This window comes from Streptomyces sp. ISL-87 (assembly GCF_018614095.1).
Taxonomy (GTDB): domain Bacteria; phylum Actinomycetota; class Actinomycetes; order Streptomycetales; family Streptomycetaceae; genus Streptomyces.
In genome coordinates, this window is the sequence record NZ_JAGGOY010000024.1 from 22,538 (window position 1) to 35,427 (window position 12,890).

Annotated in this window: 15 protein-coding genes and 1 pseudogene; 4 read left to right on the forward strand and 12 right to left on the reverse strand. The window is 70.1% G+C overall.

Going from position 1 to position 12,890, the window contains the following annotated elements:
- Position 1: 1 nt before the first annotated feature.
- The 8 genes from J7I97_RS09050 to J7I97_RS39510 form a co-directional block, all read right to left on the reverse strand.
- The gene (locus J7I97_RS09050; RefSeq protein ID WP_214932582.1) at positions 2-1,732 is read right to left on the reverse strand and encodes a ribulokinase; all 1,731 of its coding nucleotides are present in this window, start codon (positions 1,730-1,732) and stop codon (positions 2-4) included.
- 112 nt (positions 1,733-1,844) lie between these two features.
- Positions 1,845-2,819, reverse strand: a complete 975-nt coding sequence (gene yjfF / locus J7I97_RS09055; RefSeq protein WP_214932584.1) for a galactofuranose ABC transporter, permease protein YjfF — start codon at positions 2,817-2,819, stop codon at positions 1,845-1,847.
- A complete protein-coding gene (locus J7I97_RS09060; RefSeq protein WP_214932586.1) occupies positions 2,816-3,862 on the reverse strand; it encodes an ABC transporter permease in 1,047 nt (348 codons plus the stop codon). The genes yjfF and J7I97_RS09060 overlap by 4 nt, the downstream gene beginning before the upstream one ends.
- Positions 3,859-5,412, reverse strand: coding sequence for a sugar ABC transporter ATP-binding protein (locus tag J7I97_RS09065; protein WP_214932588.1), 1,554 nt, complete (start codon positions 5,410-5,412; stop codon positions 3,859-3,861). The genes J7I97_RS09060 and J7I97_RS09065 overlap by 4 nt, the downstream gene beginning before the upstream one ends.
- Positions 5,413-5,488: 76 nt before the next feature.
- Positions 5,489-6,472, reverse strand: a complete 984-nt coding sequence (locus J7I97_RS09070) for an ABC transporter substrate-binding protein (RefSeq protein WP_214932590.1) — start codon at positions 6,470-6,472, stop codon at positions 5,489-5,491.
- A 433-nt stretch (positions 6,473-6,905) separates the two neighbouring features.
- A complete protein-coding gene (locus J7I97_RS09075; protein ID WP_214932756.1) occupies positions 6,906-7,895 on the reverse strand; it encodes a LacI family DNA-binding transcriptional regulator in 990 nt (329 codons plus the stop codon).
- Positions 7,896-8,176: 281 nt separating this feature from the next.
- On the reverse strand, positions 8,177-8,440 hold the full coding sequence (locus J7I97_RS09080) for a hypothetical protein (RefSeq protein ID WP_214932592.1): 264 nt from the start codon (positions 8,438-8,440) through the stop codon (positions 8,177-8,179).
- A gap of 34 nt (positions 8,441-8,474) precedes the next feature.
- Positions 8,475-8,603 (reverse strand): hypothetical protein, encoded by a 129-nt coding sequence (locus tag J7I97_RS39510; protein WP_285441171.1) that lies wholly within the window; start codon positions 8,601-8,603, stop codon positions 8,475-8,477.
- Here J7I97_RS39510 and J7I97_RS40200 point away from each other — a divergent pair.
- A pseudogene (locus J7I97_RS40200) lies at positions 8,569-8,967 on the forward strand (hypothetical protein); the annotation flags it as partial. The gene J7I97_RS39510 and the pseudogene J7I97_RS40200 overlap by 35 nt on opposite strands.
- Before the next feature lie 116 nt (positions 8,968-9,083).
- On the opposite strand, the gene J7I97_RS09090 reads toward J7I97_RS40200, so the two are convergent.
- The 4 genes from J7I97_RS09090 to rpmB all read right to left on the reverse strand — a co-directional run bounded on the left by J7I97_RS09090 (position 9,084) and on the right by rpmB (position 11,143).
- A complete protein-coding gene (locus J7I97_RS09090; RefSeq protein WP_214932595.1) occupies positions 9,084-10,262 on the reverse strand; it encodes a GTP-binding protein in 1,179 nt (392 codons plus the stop codon).
- A gap of 6 nt (positions 10,263-10,268) precedes the next feature.
- Entirely contained in the window at positions 10,269-10,439 is a 171-nt protein-coding gene (rpmF, locus tag J7I97_RS09095; protein ID WP_214932597.1) for a 50S ribosomal protein L32, read from the reverse strand.
- Between the two features lie 162 nt (positions 10,440-10,601).
- Entirely contained in the window at positions 10,602-10,907 is a 306-nt protein-coding gene (gene rpsN, locus J7I97_RS09100; RefSeq protein ID WP_214932599.1) for a 30S ribosomal protein S14, read from the reverse strand.
- A complete protein-coding gene (gene rpmB / locus J7I97_RS09105) occupies positions 10,907-11,143 on the reverse strand; it encodes a 50S ribosomal protein L28 (protein ID WP_214932601.1) in 237 nt (78 codons plus the stop codon). Before rpmB ends, rpsN begins: the two co-directional genes overlap by 1 nt.
- Before the next feature lie 67 nt (positions 11,144-11,210).
- On the opposite strand from rpmB, the gene rpmG reads away from it, so the two are divergent.
- From rpmG to J7I97_RS09120, 3 genes are all read left to right on the forward strand, one after another.
- Entirely contained in the window at positions 11,211-11,375 is a 165-nt protein-coding gene (rpmG, locus tag J7I97_RS09110) for a 50S ribosomal protein L33 (RefSeq protein ID WP_214932603.1), read from the forward strand.
- A gap of 61 nt (positions 11,376-11,436) precedes the next feature.
- Positions 11,437-11,682, forward strand: coding sequence for a type B 50S ribosomal protein L31 (locus J7I97_RS09115; RefSeq protein ID WP_214932605.1), 246 nt, complete (start codon positions 11,437-11,439; stop codon positions 11,680-11,682).
- Positions 11,682-12,836 (forward strand): GTP-binding protein, encoded by a 1,155-nt coding sequence (locus J7I97_RS09120; RefSeq protein ID WP_214932607.1) that lies wholly within the window; start codon positions 11,682-11,684, stop codon positions 12,834-12,836. Before J7I97_RS09115 ends, J7I97_RS09120 begins: the two co-directional genes overlap by 1 nt.
- Positions 12,837-12,890 lie beyond the last annotated feature (54 nt).

Consider the following 12,890-nt stretch of genomic DNA (forward strand, 5'->3'; position numbering starts at 1 on the left):
GTCAGACCTCGCTCTTCTGGGCCGCGACCGGGGCGGCCTCCGGGTCGGCGTGCCGGGCGGTGAGCGCCGCGTTGCGGATGGCGCGAAGACGGTGGAGGAGCTTGTCGGGCCCGGTGCCGAAGTGGTCGTGCAGGGCGCGGTACTCGGAGTAGAGGGAGTCGTACGCGTCGGCGCGCGCGGTGTCCGGCTGGTAGGCGCCGCGCCGTACCCGGCCCATGGCCGCGGTCGCGGTGCGTACGTCCGGGTGGGCTCCGGCGGCGACGGCGGCGTGGATGGCCGAGCCGAGGGCCGGGCCCTGGGCGGACTCGGCGAGGGAGACGGGGCGGCGCAGCACATCGGCGTAGATCTGCATGAGCAGGGGGTTCTTCTTCAGCCCGCCGGTCACGATGAACTCGGTGACGGGGACGCCGCCCTGCTCCAGGGCGTCGACGATGGTGCGGGTGCCGAAGGCGGTGGCCTCCAGCAGGGCTCGGTAGATCTCCTCGGGGCGGGTGGCGAGGGTGAGGCCGACGATGACGCCGGAGAGGTGGTGGTCGACCAGGGTGGAGCGGTTGCCGTTCATCCAGTCGAGGGCGACCAGGCCGTGGCCGCCGACGGGCTGGTCGGCGATCTTGCGGGACAGCAGCTGGTGCAGGTCCTCGCCGGTGGCCGCGGCCTCGCCCCGGTAGTCGGCCGGCACGCCCTGGCGCAGCCACCAGGCGAAGATGTCACCGACCGCGCTCTGCCCCGCCTCGTACCCGTAGGCGCCCTCGACGATGCCGCCGTCGACGACTCCGCAGATGCCGGGGACGTCGGCGAGGACGGGGCCGTTCACGACGTGGCAGGTGGAAGTGCCCATGATGGCGAGGAGCTGCCCGTTCTCGACGGCCTGGGCGGCGGGGGCCGCCACGTGGGCGTCGACGTTGCCGGCGGCGACGGCGATGCCCTCGGGCAGTCCCGTCCAGGCGGCCGCCTCGGCGGTGAGGGAGCCGGCCCGCGTGCCCAGCGGCGACAGCGGATGCTCCAGCCGGGTACGCGCGAAGTCGGCGAAGCCGGGGTGCAGGGCGGCGAGGTAGTCCTCGCTGGGGTACTGGCCGTCCTGGTGGATGCCCTTGTATCCCGCCGTGCAGGTGTTGCGGGTCTCGACGCCTGCGAGCTGCCAGACGATCCAGTCGGCGGCCTCGATCCAGCGCTCGGTGGCGGCGTAGGTCGCCGGGTCCTCCTCCAGCACTTGGAGCGCCTTGGCGTACTGCCACTCGGCGGAGATCCTGCCGCCGTACCGGGAGATCCACTTCTCGCCGCGCTGGTGGGCGAGGTGGTTGATCCGGTCGGCCTGGCTCTGGGCGGCGTGGTGCTTCCAGAGCTTGGGCCAGGCGTGCGGGCGCACGCCCAGGGCGGTCTCGGCGAGCGGGGTGCCGTCGGCCCGTACGGGGAGGACGGTGCAGGCGGTGAAGTCGGTGGCGATGCCGATGACGGCGGCCGGGTCTATGCCGCTCGCGGCCACTGCGGCGGGGACGGCGGTACGCAGCACCTCGCGCCAGTCATCGGGGTGCTGGAGGGCCCAGTCGGGCGGCAGGGGCCGGCCGGTGGTGGGGAGTTCGTGCTCGATGACGCCGTGCGGGTACGCGTGGACGGCGGCGGCGAGCTCCTCACCGTCGCGTACGCGGACCACCACGGCCCGGCCGGAGAGAGTGCCGAAGTCGACACCGACGACATAGCTCTCCGTGGTCTGGGTGGGAGGAGTCACGGTCACTTCACATCCTTCGTACGGAGCCCCAGGAGGGCGAAGGGGCGCCGCAGGGCACCGTCGGGTGATTGTTAGCGTTAACAATTGGCATGTCAAGGGCGTGCCGCCCGCCAGGGAATCAGACCTTCCGGCGGCCGGCGATCAGACGCTGGAGCAGGATGAAGGCGAACAGCAGGGCGCCGACCACGATCCTGGTCCACCACGAGCTGAGCGTGCCCTGGAAGCTGATGACGGTCTGGATCAGGCCCAGTACCAGCACTCCCAGCGCGGTGCCGAGCAGGTACCCCGAGCCTCCGGTCAGCAGCGTCCCGCCGATCACCACGGCGGCGATGGCGTCCAGCTCCAGGCCCACCGCGTGCAGCCCGTAGCCGGAGAGCATGTAGAAGGTCAGCAGCACCCCTCCGAGCGCCGAGCAGAAGCCGCTGACCGCGTAGACGGTGATCTTCGTCCGCCGGACCGGCAGGCCCATCAACAGGGCCGATTGCTCGCTGCCGCCCAGCGCGTACACCTTCCGGCCCAGCCGGGTGTGGTGCAGGACCACGAAGGCGATCACCAGCACGGCCACCGCGATCAGCACGCTCGGCGAGACGAACAGGTCACCGGGCAGTGGAATCCTCGTCTGGGCGAAGGCCGTATAGGTCGGGTCGGTGAGGGAGATCGAGTCGATGCTGATCGTGTAGCAGAGGCCGCGGGCCAGGAACATCCCGGCGAGCGTCACGATGAACGGCTGGATCTCGAACGAGTGGATCACCCACCCCATCGCGAGCCCGGCGCCCGTCCCCACCGCCAGGACCAGCGGGATCACCAGCAGTGGCGGCCAGCCGTGCTGTTCCACCAGCCAGGCCGAGATCATCGTCGACAGGGCGACCATCGCGCCGACCGACAGGTCGATCCCCCCGGTCAGCACCACGAAGGTCATCCCGACCGCGACCACCAGCAGGAAGGCGTTGTCGATGAGCAGGTTGAGCAGCACCTGCCCGGAGAAGAAGCCCTCGTACTGGACGGAACCGGCGCCGAACATCGAGACCAGCAGGGCCGACGTGACCAGCAGTGGGATGTACGCGCGGCCACGGGCCGCCGCGATCGCGCTCACGCCCCCACCTCCATGTGCTCGGGCGTCACCGGCTGCGGACTCGTGCCGCGCCCGGACCGGGCCCGCCGGCGGGCGGCCTTGGCCCGGAAGGCGGGTGACTGGATCAGGCAGACCACGATCACCACGAAGGCTTTGAAGACCAAGGTGGTCTCCGGTGGGATGCCGATGGTGTAGACGGTGGTGGACAGGGTCTGGATGATCAGCGCGCCGATCACCGTACCGCCGAGCGAGAAACGCCCGCCGGTCAGTGAGGTGCCGCCGACCACCACGGCCAGGATGGCGTCCAGCTCGATCCAGAGCCCGGCGTTGTTGCCGTCCGCACTGGAGACGTTCGAGCTGATCATGAGCCCCGCGACCGCGGCGCACAGTGCGCTGAACACGTACACCAGGCCGATCAGGCCCATCGCCCGGATGCCGACCAGGCGGCTGGCCACCGGGTTGCCGCCGACCGACTCCAGCAGCAGTCCGAGCGCGGTACGGCGGGTCAGGAGCCAGGTCAGCAGGACGACCGCGCCCGCGAGCAGGATCGCGAACGGCATGGTCAGCCAGTAGCCGCCGCCGATCAGCTTGTAGGGCTCACTGGTGACGGTGACGATCTGGCCGTCCGTCACCAGCTGGGCGACGCCGCGCCCGGCCACCATCAGGATGAGAGTGGCGATGATCGGCTGGACACCGACCCTGGCCACCAGTACGCCGTTGGCCACCCCCAGGACGAGGGCTACCGCCAGCGCGATCGCAACCGCACCGAACACCGTGCCGGGGCTCGCCGGGTCGGCCGCCTCACTGATGTGGAGGCAGGCCAGCGCGCCCGCGATGGCGACGGTGGAGCCGACCGAGAGGTCGATGCCACTGGTCGCGATGACCAGCGTCATGCCCAGCGCCACGAGGATCAGTGGGGCGCCGAAGTGCAGGATGTCGATCAGACTCCCGTACAGGTGCCCGCCCTTGATCCGGACGGCGAAGAAGTCCGGAGTGAACACCACGTTGGCCAGCAGCAGGGCCGCGAGCACCACGGCGGGCCAGAAGAGGCGGTGCTTGGTCATGACCGGGCTCCGCTCGCGATCGTCGCCATGATGCGCTCGGGGGTGAGCGAGCCGTCGTTCGGCAGCTCGGCGACCAGCCGGCGGTCCCGCAGCACGGCCACCCGGTGACTGAGCCGCAGCACTTCCTCCAGCTCGGCCGAGATGAACAGCACCGACATGCCCTCCTGGGCCAACTCGGCCACCAGCTTCTGGATCTCGGCCTTGGCGCCGATGTCGATGCCCCGGGTCGGCTCGTCCAGGATCAACAGCTTCGGGTCGGTGAGCAGCCAGCGTGCCAGCAGCACCTTCTGCTGGTTTCCTCCGCTGAGATCGCGCACCAGCGCCTCGGGGTTGTCCGGGCGGATGTCCAGCGATTGGATCCAGCGCAGCGCGATCTCGTCCTGCTTGGCGCGGGGGAGCGGACGCGCCCAGCCGCGGGCCGCCTGGAGGGCCAGGATGATGTTCTCGCGCACCGTCAACTCGCCGACCAGTCCCTCGTTCTTACGGTCCTCCGAGCAGAAGGCGATCCCGTACGAGATCGCGGCGCCCGGGGTGCGCAGCGTGGCGGCGGCGTCCTCGATCCGCACCGAGCCCTGGGTGCTGCGGTCGGCGCCGAACAGCAGGCGGGCCGCTTCCGTCCGCCCTGACCCCAACAGGCCGGCCAGGCCGACGACTTCACCGGGCCGGATGGCCAGGTCGTACGGCTCGATCGCGCCGCTGCGAGCCAGGCCCTCGGCCCGCAGGAACGGGGTGGTGCCGGTCTGGGAGGCGGTCTGGGTGCTGGTCCGGGTGGCGGTTTCGTGGCGGCCCGACAGCTCTTCCAGGCTCGCCAGTTCACCGCCGATCATGCGGGCGACCAGGTCGGCCTGGCTGAGCTCGCTAGTCGCGTACTCGCCCTCCAGCCTGCCGTTGCGCAGGATGGTCATCCGGTCGCAGATCTCGTAGATCTGGTCCAGGAAGTGGGAGACGAAGAGGATCGCCACCCCCTGGCCGCGCAATCGGCGTATCACGGTGAAGAGTTGCCGCACCTCGTCGCGGTCGAGGCTGGAGGTCGGCTCGTCCAGGATCAGCACCTTGGCCGAGACGTCCATCGCGCGGACGATCGCGACCAACTGCTGAACGGCGATCGAGTAGCTGTTCAGCGGGGCGGTGACGTCGATATCGAGATCGAGGTCGGCGACCAGGCGTGCCGCACGGGAGCGGAGCTCGGACCAGTGGATGAGGCCGAACCGGCGCGGTTCCCGGCCGATGAGGATGTTCTCCGCCACCGACAGGTTCGGACAGAGGTTCACCTCTTGGTACACCGTGCTGATCCCGGCCTGCTGCGCCTGCGGCGGGCCGGCGATGCGCACGGGCCGACCGTTCAGCACGACCTCGCCCCCGTCCGGCTCGTAGACGCCGGTGAGAACCTTGATCAGGGTGGACTTGCCGGCGCCGTTCTCACCCATCAGCGCGTGCACTTCGCCGGGGAAGAGCCGGAAGTCGACCCCGTCCAGTGCCACCACGCCCGGGAACTCCTTGCGGATCCCGTGCACTTCCAGGACCGGTCGCTGCTCGTGGTGCGCAGGCATCCGCCCCTCCTCTCATGGTCGGGACCCGGGGCGCCCGGCTCGGGGCGGGCCGAGCAGCCCCTGGTCACCGGGCCGGTCAGTACTGGCGGTTCGGCAGGGCGGCCGCAGCCTGGTCCTGGGTGAAGACGCCCTCCTCGGTCTTGATCCGGCGCGGCACCTGCTCACCGGCGTCGACCTTCTTGACCAGCTCCATCAGCTGGTCGCCGAGGAGGGGGTTGCACTCGACGAGGACGTTGATCTTGCCCTGGCTCATCGCGGTGAAGGCGTCCTTGACGCCGTCCACCGAGATGATCTTGATGTCTGTGCCGGGCTTCTTGCCGGCCTCCTCGATGGCCTGGATGGCGCCGAGGGTCATGTCGTCGTTGTGCGCGTAGAGCACGTCGATCTTCGGCTGGGACTTCAGGAAGGCCTGCATGACCTCCTTGCCCTTGGCGCGTGTGAAGTCACCGGTCTGGGAGGCCGTGATCTTGAACTTGGCGTCGGTCTTGATGACGTCGGCGAAGCCGGACTTGCGGTCGTTGGCGGGGGCGGAGCCGGTGGTGCCCTGCAACTCCACGATGTTCACCGCGTCGCTCTTGCCCTGGTACTCCTTCACCAGCCAGTCGCCGGCCTTCTTGCCCTCCTCGACGAAGTCCGAACCGAGGAAGGTGGCATAGAGCGACTCGTCCTCGGAGTCGACCGCGCGGTCCGTCAGGACGACCGGGATGTGGGCGGCCTTGGCCTCCTTGAGTACGGTGTCCCAGCCCGACTCGACCACCGGCGAGAAGGCGATCACGTCCACCTTCTGCTGGATGAACGAGCGGATGGCCTTGATCTGGTTCTCCTGCTTCTGCTGGGCATCGGAGAACTTGAGCGTGATCCCGGCCTTCTTGGCCGCGTCCTGCACGGACTTGGTGTTGGCCGTGCGCCACCCGCTCTCCGCGCCGACCTGCGAGAAGCCCACGGTGAGCTTGTGGCCGGAGCCCTTGCCGTCGGTCGAGCCGCCGCTCCCGGTACCGCAGGCGGACAGAACGGCGACCATCGCGCCGGCGACCAGGGTCGCCGCAGCTCTCTTGGACATCTTGGGATTCCTCTCGGGGTGGGGAGGCCGCTCCTGGCGCGGACGGATCGACTGCGTACGGGTCGACCGGAGGCCGACTGACCGCAGGTCGATCGACAGTGGAGCCGGCCGGCGGGCGCGGGAGGCGGTTGGACACCACCGGGGGCGGTGGGCCCCCGGTGTGGCGTGGTGCAGGCGGCGGTGCGGTCCGCAGTGGTCCGTGTGAACGGGATGTGGCCGTGCCGTTGCGGTTGCCGTTTCGCTTGAGTGTGATTGTTAGCGCTCACAATTCAGCGGACAAGGGGCCCGGCGCGCCGTTACCCAATCTTGACCACGTTCCCGCGCCGTCCCAGCCCGACCCTGGGCGGCGGCGCGGGTCGGGCCCCAACCCAGGTCGACGGCCCGCGACTTGCCTCGTGTCAGAGCGTCGCTCGGTGCGTCCGCGCGCAGCCGGCTACCGGCGAGCCGCCGGGCCCGCGCTGCGGCGCAGCACCATCTCCGGCGAGATCAGCACATGGCTGCGGGCATGGTCAACGCCGGCCAGCTCCTCCACCAGCAGCTCAAGAGCGCGGCGCCCCAACTCACCGAAGTCCTGACGCACGGTGGTCAGCGGCGGCGCGAAGTACGCGGCCTCCGGAATGTCGTCGAACCCGACCACACTGATGTCGCCCGGGATCGCCCGGCCCGCCTCATGGAACGCCCGGAGCAGGCCGAGAGCCATGTGGTCGTTGGCGCAGAACACCGCGGTGACCAGCGGATCCTCAGCGATCCGCAGACCGGCCTCGTATCCGGACCGCGCGCTCCAGTCGCCGCTCTGCACCGGCGGCACCTCGGCACCGCGGGCCTCCAGGGCCCTGCGCCAGCCGTCCTGCCGGGTCTTGGTCTCCAGCCAGCCGGAGGGGCCGGCGACGTGGTGCACCGTGGCGTGCCCGAGGTCGAGCAGATGCCGGGTGGCGGCCAGCGCGCCCGACTCGTTGTCGACGGCGACCATCGGTACCCGGGACTGGCTGCCCGACCCGACGGCGACCACGGGCACCGCGCTGGACAGCTTGGCCACCGCGCTCACCGCCGAGATCTGCGGCGCGATGACGACGATGCCCTCCACACCCTGGTCGCGGAGCCGGTCCACCGCCTCCTGGACCGAGCGGCTGTCCAGCGAACGCAGGCTCGCGACGCTGACGAAGTACCCCGCACTGCGCGCGGCCTGCTCGATCCCGTCCAGCATCGACGCGGGCCCGTAGAGGGCGCTGCCGAAACTGACGACGCCGAGGGTCTGGGAGCGCCGGGTGACCAGTGCGCGGGCTGCCGAGTTGGGGCGGTAGTCCAGTTCCCGGATGGCGGCGAGCACCCGGTCCCGGGTGTCGGGCCGGACGTGCGGTGCCCCGTTCAGCACCCGCGACACGGTCTGGTGGGACACGCCGGCGACCCGCGCCACGTCCGCCATCACAGGCTGGCGGGACTCCGGCTCGGTGCTTGCAGTTCCCACTCAAGGCCCCCTCATCGGTCATATCGGTGCGGATCGGCTGCCGGTCGGTGTCTACGAGTGACGGCGCTCAGCGGCGGCACCCCCTGGCGGTGCCCGGCCGGTGACGCAGGGCCGCGCAGACACTACGACTGTCTCATGAGCGCTGACGACAGTGTATTTGTTCACGATCACATAACGTCGCCCATCGTGATCACCGTTGCCCTGCGTACGCTTTCGCGCCGGTCGAACCGGAGGAGGGCTCAACGTGAGCCTCGGCCGCTGCCCGCGACGAAAGCGGCCAGGAGCGCGGCGATGGCCGCCCAGACGATGCCTTCACCGCCGGCGTGCTGCCATCCCAGCAAGCCGAGTACGAGCCCGATGACGGCGCCGGTCCAAAGGGCGCGGGCATCGCTGAGGAACGCCCACTGGTACCTGGCGCTGCCGGGTTCCCTGAGCTCCGCGAGCGCCGTCCTGATCACGAGGCCTGCCAGGACGATCGCGGCGACCAAAAGGGTCGGCTCCACTGCTCCTCCGTCCGTCAGTTGCGCCCGGAGCTGATCAAGTCCGCGGGGCGCTCGTAGATGCCGGGGGATGCCGTCCCGCGTTCGCCTCCAGGTTCTCCTCTTCGAACGGGCGGCGGTAGACGCGGCTCGCCGGGGAGGCGGTCTCGCCTGTCACGTTCGTCATCGACGCCGCCGGTGTGCTGCGGCTGGCGCCGCGCCGGAGCGAGCACGTGGTGTGTGCCGGTGGAGGAACGGTTCTGGGGGCCGGGGAGATGAGCTTCCGAGAGGAGTCCGGGCAGTGGATGGTCAGCGAGGTCAGCAACCAGTCGACCGGATATTGCCCGGACCTCAGCTCGTGGCCGGCCGTCGCAGACGCCTTGGACGCAGCCGGGATCGAGCACCCCGTCGGCTTCACCCACGAGGTGGTGTTCCGTCGCTGTCCGGCCTGCCGTCACCTCAACATTGTGCGGGAGGAGGACTTTGTCTGCGTCTTCTGCGATGAGGCACTGCCGCACGAATGGAACGTGGACGTGTGCACTGAAGGCTAGTGCCGTGGCACTGGGTAGGCGGCCCGGCCGAGCGGCGGTGCAACTTCCCGGCCCTCCCAGGAGGCGGCTGGGGAGGGCCGGGGTTGAGACACTTGACCACCGCGCTGCGGGGATGGTCAAGCCTGCGCCCCGGCGAGTGCCGGCTCCTCGTGTTCGCAGGTGGCGTCGATGCCGTACGTCTCCCAGGTGGGGAACGGGTCGTGCGAGGGTGCGGATTCCCCCTCGGCCAGCAGGCATGCGGTGAGCGCGGCCCGCAGGGCTTCGGGGCGCAGGCCGGTGCCGATGAAGACCAGTTCCTGGCCCTGGAGGTCGTACGGGGTGCGGGCTCCGGAGGGTTCGAAGCGTGCGACGGCCCCGGCCTGGGACCACAGCCCGGTCACGGTCGGGCGGCTGGCCAGCCAGAAGAAGCCCTTGGATCGCAGGATCTGGCCGTAGGTGCCGCTGTCCATGCCCTTGGTGACGAACGTCCACAGGCGGCCTGGGTGGAAGGGCCGGTCGGAGCGGAAGACGATGCTGGAGATGCCGTATTCCTCGGTCTCCGGCACATGGTCGCCGTTGAGTTCCATGACCCAGCCAGGTGCCTGCTGGGCGCGTTCGAGGTCGAAGAGGCCGGTGCCGAGGACGTCGCCGAGCTGTACGCGCCCGCGGGTGGCGGGCACGATGCGGGCGGCCGGGTTGAGCCGGCTGAGCGCCGCCCGCAGGCGGACGGCCGTTCCGCTGCCGACGAGGTCGAGCTTGTTGAGGACGATGACGTCGGCGAATTCGATCTGGTCCATGAGCAGGTCGCTGACGGTGCGCTCGTCGTCCTCGTACTGGTCCAGGCCGCGTTCCGCGAGGCCGTCCCCACCTGTGAGTTCGGGGAGGAAATTGGCGGCGTCGACCACGGTGACCATGGTGTCGAGGCGGGCAAGGTCGCCGAGCGTGGCGCCGTCGTTGCGGGGGAAGGCGAAGGTGGCGGCGACCGGCATCGGTTCGGAGATGCCGCTCGACTCGATGAGGAGGTAGTCGAAGCGGTCCTCGCGGGCGAGGCGGTCGACCTCTTCCAGGAGATCGTCGCGCAGGGTGCAGCAGATGCAGCCGTTGGTCATCTCGACCAGGCGTTCCTCGGTCCGCGACAGGGCGGCTTCGCCGCCGCGCACGAGCGCGGCGTCGATATTGATCTCGCTCATGTCGTTGACGATCACGGCGACCCGCAGGCCCTCGCGATTGGTCAGGACGTGATTGAGCAGGGTGGTCTTGCCCGCGCCCAGGAATCCGGAGAGGACCGTTACGGGCAGTCGTGCGTCGTTCGTCATGCCGGATCAGCTCTCGGGGCGGAGCAGGCCGCGTTCGTACGCCTTCACCAGGCGCTGGGGGACCTGGTACACGGAGCCGTCGACCGTGATCGGTACGAGCTGCGGGGTGGTGGCCTTCCACTGCGCGCGGCGGTGGCGGGTGTTGCTACGGGACAGCTTCCGCTTGGGTACGGCCACGGGGGTCCTCCTGAATCGGTGGTGAGGGGTGACGGGAGGACTCTACATGAAAATGAATGTCATTAGACGTTCCTTCGGTGGGGCCGTGCCGACGTGCCCGAAGACCGCCTCGCGCAGCAGCGCGAGGCGGTCGCCGTGGGCGAGATCGTTCGGTTACCCCGGTTACCAGGAGGACTTGGTTACTCCGGGCAGGAATCCCGCGTGCGCCTGCTGTCGTGCCCGTACCCGGGAGAGCCCGAACTTGCGCAGGTAGCCGCGGGGGCGGCCGTCCGTGCTGTCGCGGTTGCGTACCCGCGTGGCGCTGGCGTCGCGCGGCTGTCGGCGGAGCTCGGCCAGCGCGGTCTCCCGTTCGGCTGCCGTGGAGGACGGGCGGCGGATGGTCTCCTTCAGTTCGGCCCGACGCGCGGCGTACCGCTCGACGGTCGCCTTGCGCTTCTCGTTCTGCGCGATCTTGCTTTTCTTCGCCATCAGGCCTTCCCCCCTCGTGCGCGGATCCGGGCCACGGCCGCCTCGATGCCGATGGCGTCCACGGTCTTGATCGCCTTGGTGCTCAGGGTCAGGCGGATGTGGCGGCCTTCGCTGGGCAGCCAGTAGCGCCTGCGCTGGGTGTTCGGGTCGAAGCGGCGCGAGGTGCGCCGGTGGGAGTGGGAGATGGTGTTGCCGAATCCCGGCTTGGCGCCGGTCAGTTGGCAGTGGGCTGACATGGGTGGTATCGCCTCTCGGTGCGGTCGACCGTATTGGAAATGGAAACCATTGTCATATACTAGCCGCATGGCACGCAACGAACTCCGCCCGATCATCAAGCTCCGCTCCACCGAGGGCACCGGATTCACCTACGTCACCCGCAAGAACCGGCGGAACAACCCCGACCGGCTGGTGCTGCGCAAGTACGACCCCGTCCTGCGCCGCCACGTCGACTTCCGCGAAGAGCGCTGAGCCCTGCCCTGCCCTGCCCCTTCCCCTTCCCCTTCCCCGAGCCCTTCGAGAGGTCCCTGCCATGAAGCCCGGCATCCACCCCGCCTACGGCCCCGTCGTGTTCCGCGATTCCGCCTCCGGCACCGCGTTCCTCACCCGCTCCACGATGACCAGCGACAAGACCGTCGAATGGGAGGACGGCAACACCTACCCGGTCGTGGACGTGGAGATCTCCTCCGCCAGCCACCCCTTCTACACAGGCACCGCCCGGGTTCTGGACACCGCCGGCCGCGTCGAGCGATTCGAGCGCCGTTACGGAGCCCGGTGATGGAGGAAGAGCACAAGCTCCCCGTCGTGATCGTCGCCGGCATTCATGCCGATGCCCGCAGGCAGGTCGTCGACCACCTCCTGCGGGCCGTCCCCGGGAGTGTGGCGCTCCACCACGACCTCACAGGGGCCGCCGACGGCGCCGTCCGCCGCCTCGTCCGCGACGCCTCCGGCGACCTCTCGCACGGTGAGACGCCGTTGGTCAACGACTGCGCGTGCTGTGCACTGCGCGAAGACCTCGTTCCGGAACTGGAGCGGCTGGCCGGCAGCGGCCTGACCCGGCTGGCCGTGGTCGAGCTGTGGGATTCGGTCGAGCCGAAGGCCATGGCGGAGGTGATCGCCGGGCACGGCGGAGAGGCCCTGACGCTGACGAACGTGATCACCGCCGTGGACCCCGCGCTCGTACTGCCCTACCTCGCCAACGGCGACGACCTGGCCGAGGCCGGGCTTGCCGCGGCTCCCACCGATCAGCGGACCGTCGGTGACACTTGGGCCCGCCAGCTGGAGTACGCGCCCGTCGTCGCCGTCGTGGACAGCGACGACGACGCCGACGAGGAGGACCACGCCCTCCTCGCGCAGCTGCACCCCACCGCCCGTCGCGTGCCCGTCGGTTCCGGCGAGCTCGCGCAGGTCGCGTTCGACGGCTTCGACGTCGAGGTGGCTGCGGCCGCCCAGCATCCGGCCTGCGCGCTCCTGCCCCAGGAAGCGGACGAGGCGGGCGTCACCACACTCGTCTGGCGCCGCCACCGCCCCTTCCACCCCGAACGGCTGTACCGGGCGCTGGAGAACCTGTGCTGCGCCGCCGCCCGCAGCCGCGGGCGCTTCTGGCTCGCCGATCGCCCTGACACCCTGCTCGCGTGGGACGCGGCGGGCGGTGCGCTGTGCGTGGAGAGCGCCGGCCCGTGGCTGGCGTCCCTGCCCGACGCCGCCTGGGAGATGGTCCCGCCGATGCGCAGGGCGGCGGCCGCGCTCGACTGGCATCCCGACCACGGCGACTGCTGCCAGCACCTCGTCTTCACCTCGCCGGGCCTCGACCGCGACGGGCTGGAACGACTCCTCGACTCCTGTCTGCTGACGGACGCGGAATACACCTCCGGGCGCGAAGCCTGGAAGCGCCTACCCGCCGCCTTCGACTCCCTCCTCGACCCGGCCTGAGCCCTACAGCGCAGGCAAAACCGTGACGGAAACGTTCATCCAAGGAGAAGCATC

What these genes read in the sequence shown, in the direction of transcription:
- J7I97_RS09065 (WP_214932588.1), bottom strand. Translation starts at nt 5,412, where the DNA reads ATGCCTGCGCACCACGAGCAGCGACCGGTCCTGGAAGTGCACGGGATC.
- J7I97_RS09115 (WP_214932605.1), top strand. Translation starts at nt 11,437, where the DNA reads ATGAAGCCCGGCATCCACCCCGCCTACGGCCCCGTCGTGTTCCGCGAT.
- rpsN (WP_214932599.1), bottom strand. Translation starts at nt 10,907, where the DNA reads ATGGCGAAGAAAAGCAAGATCGCGCAGAACGAGAAGCGCAAGGCGACC.
- rpmB (WP_214932601.1), bottom strand. Translation starts at nt 11,143, where the DNA reads ATGTCAGCCCACTGCCAACTGACCGGCGCCAAGCCGGGATTCGGCAAC.
- J7I97_RS09070 (WP_214932590.1), bottom strand. Translation starts at nt 6,472, where the DNA reads ATGTCCAAGAGAGCTGCGGCGACCCTGGTCGCCGGCGCGATGGTCGCC.
- J7I97_RS39510 (WP_285441171.1), bottom strand. Translation starts at nt 8,603, where the DNA reads ATGACGAACGTGACAGGCGAGACCGCCTCCCCGGCGAGCCGCGTCTAC.
- J7I97_RS09075 (WP_214932756.1), bottom strand. Translation starts at nt 7,895, where the DNA reads ATGGCGGACGTGGCGCGGGTCGCCGGCGTGTCCCACCAGACCGTGTCG.
- rpmG (WP_214932603.1), top strand. Translation starts at nt 11,211, where the DNA reads ATGGCACGCAACGAACTCCGCCCGATCATCAAGCTCCGCTCCACCGAG.
- J7I97_RS09090 (WP_214932595.1), bottom strand. Translation starts at nt 10,262, where the DNA reads ATGACGAACGACGCACGACTGCCCGTAACGGTCCTCTCCGGATTCCTG.
- J7I97_RS09120 (WP_214932607.1), top strand. Translation starts at nt 11,682, where the DNA reads ATGGAGGAAGAGCACAAGCTCCCCGTCGTGATCGTCGCCGGCATTCAT.
- J7I97_RS09060 (WP_214932586.1), bottom strand. Translation starts at nt 3,862, where the DNA reads ATGACCAAGCACCGCCTCTTCTGGCCCGCCGTGGTGCTCGCGGCCCTG.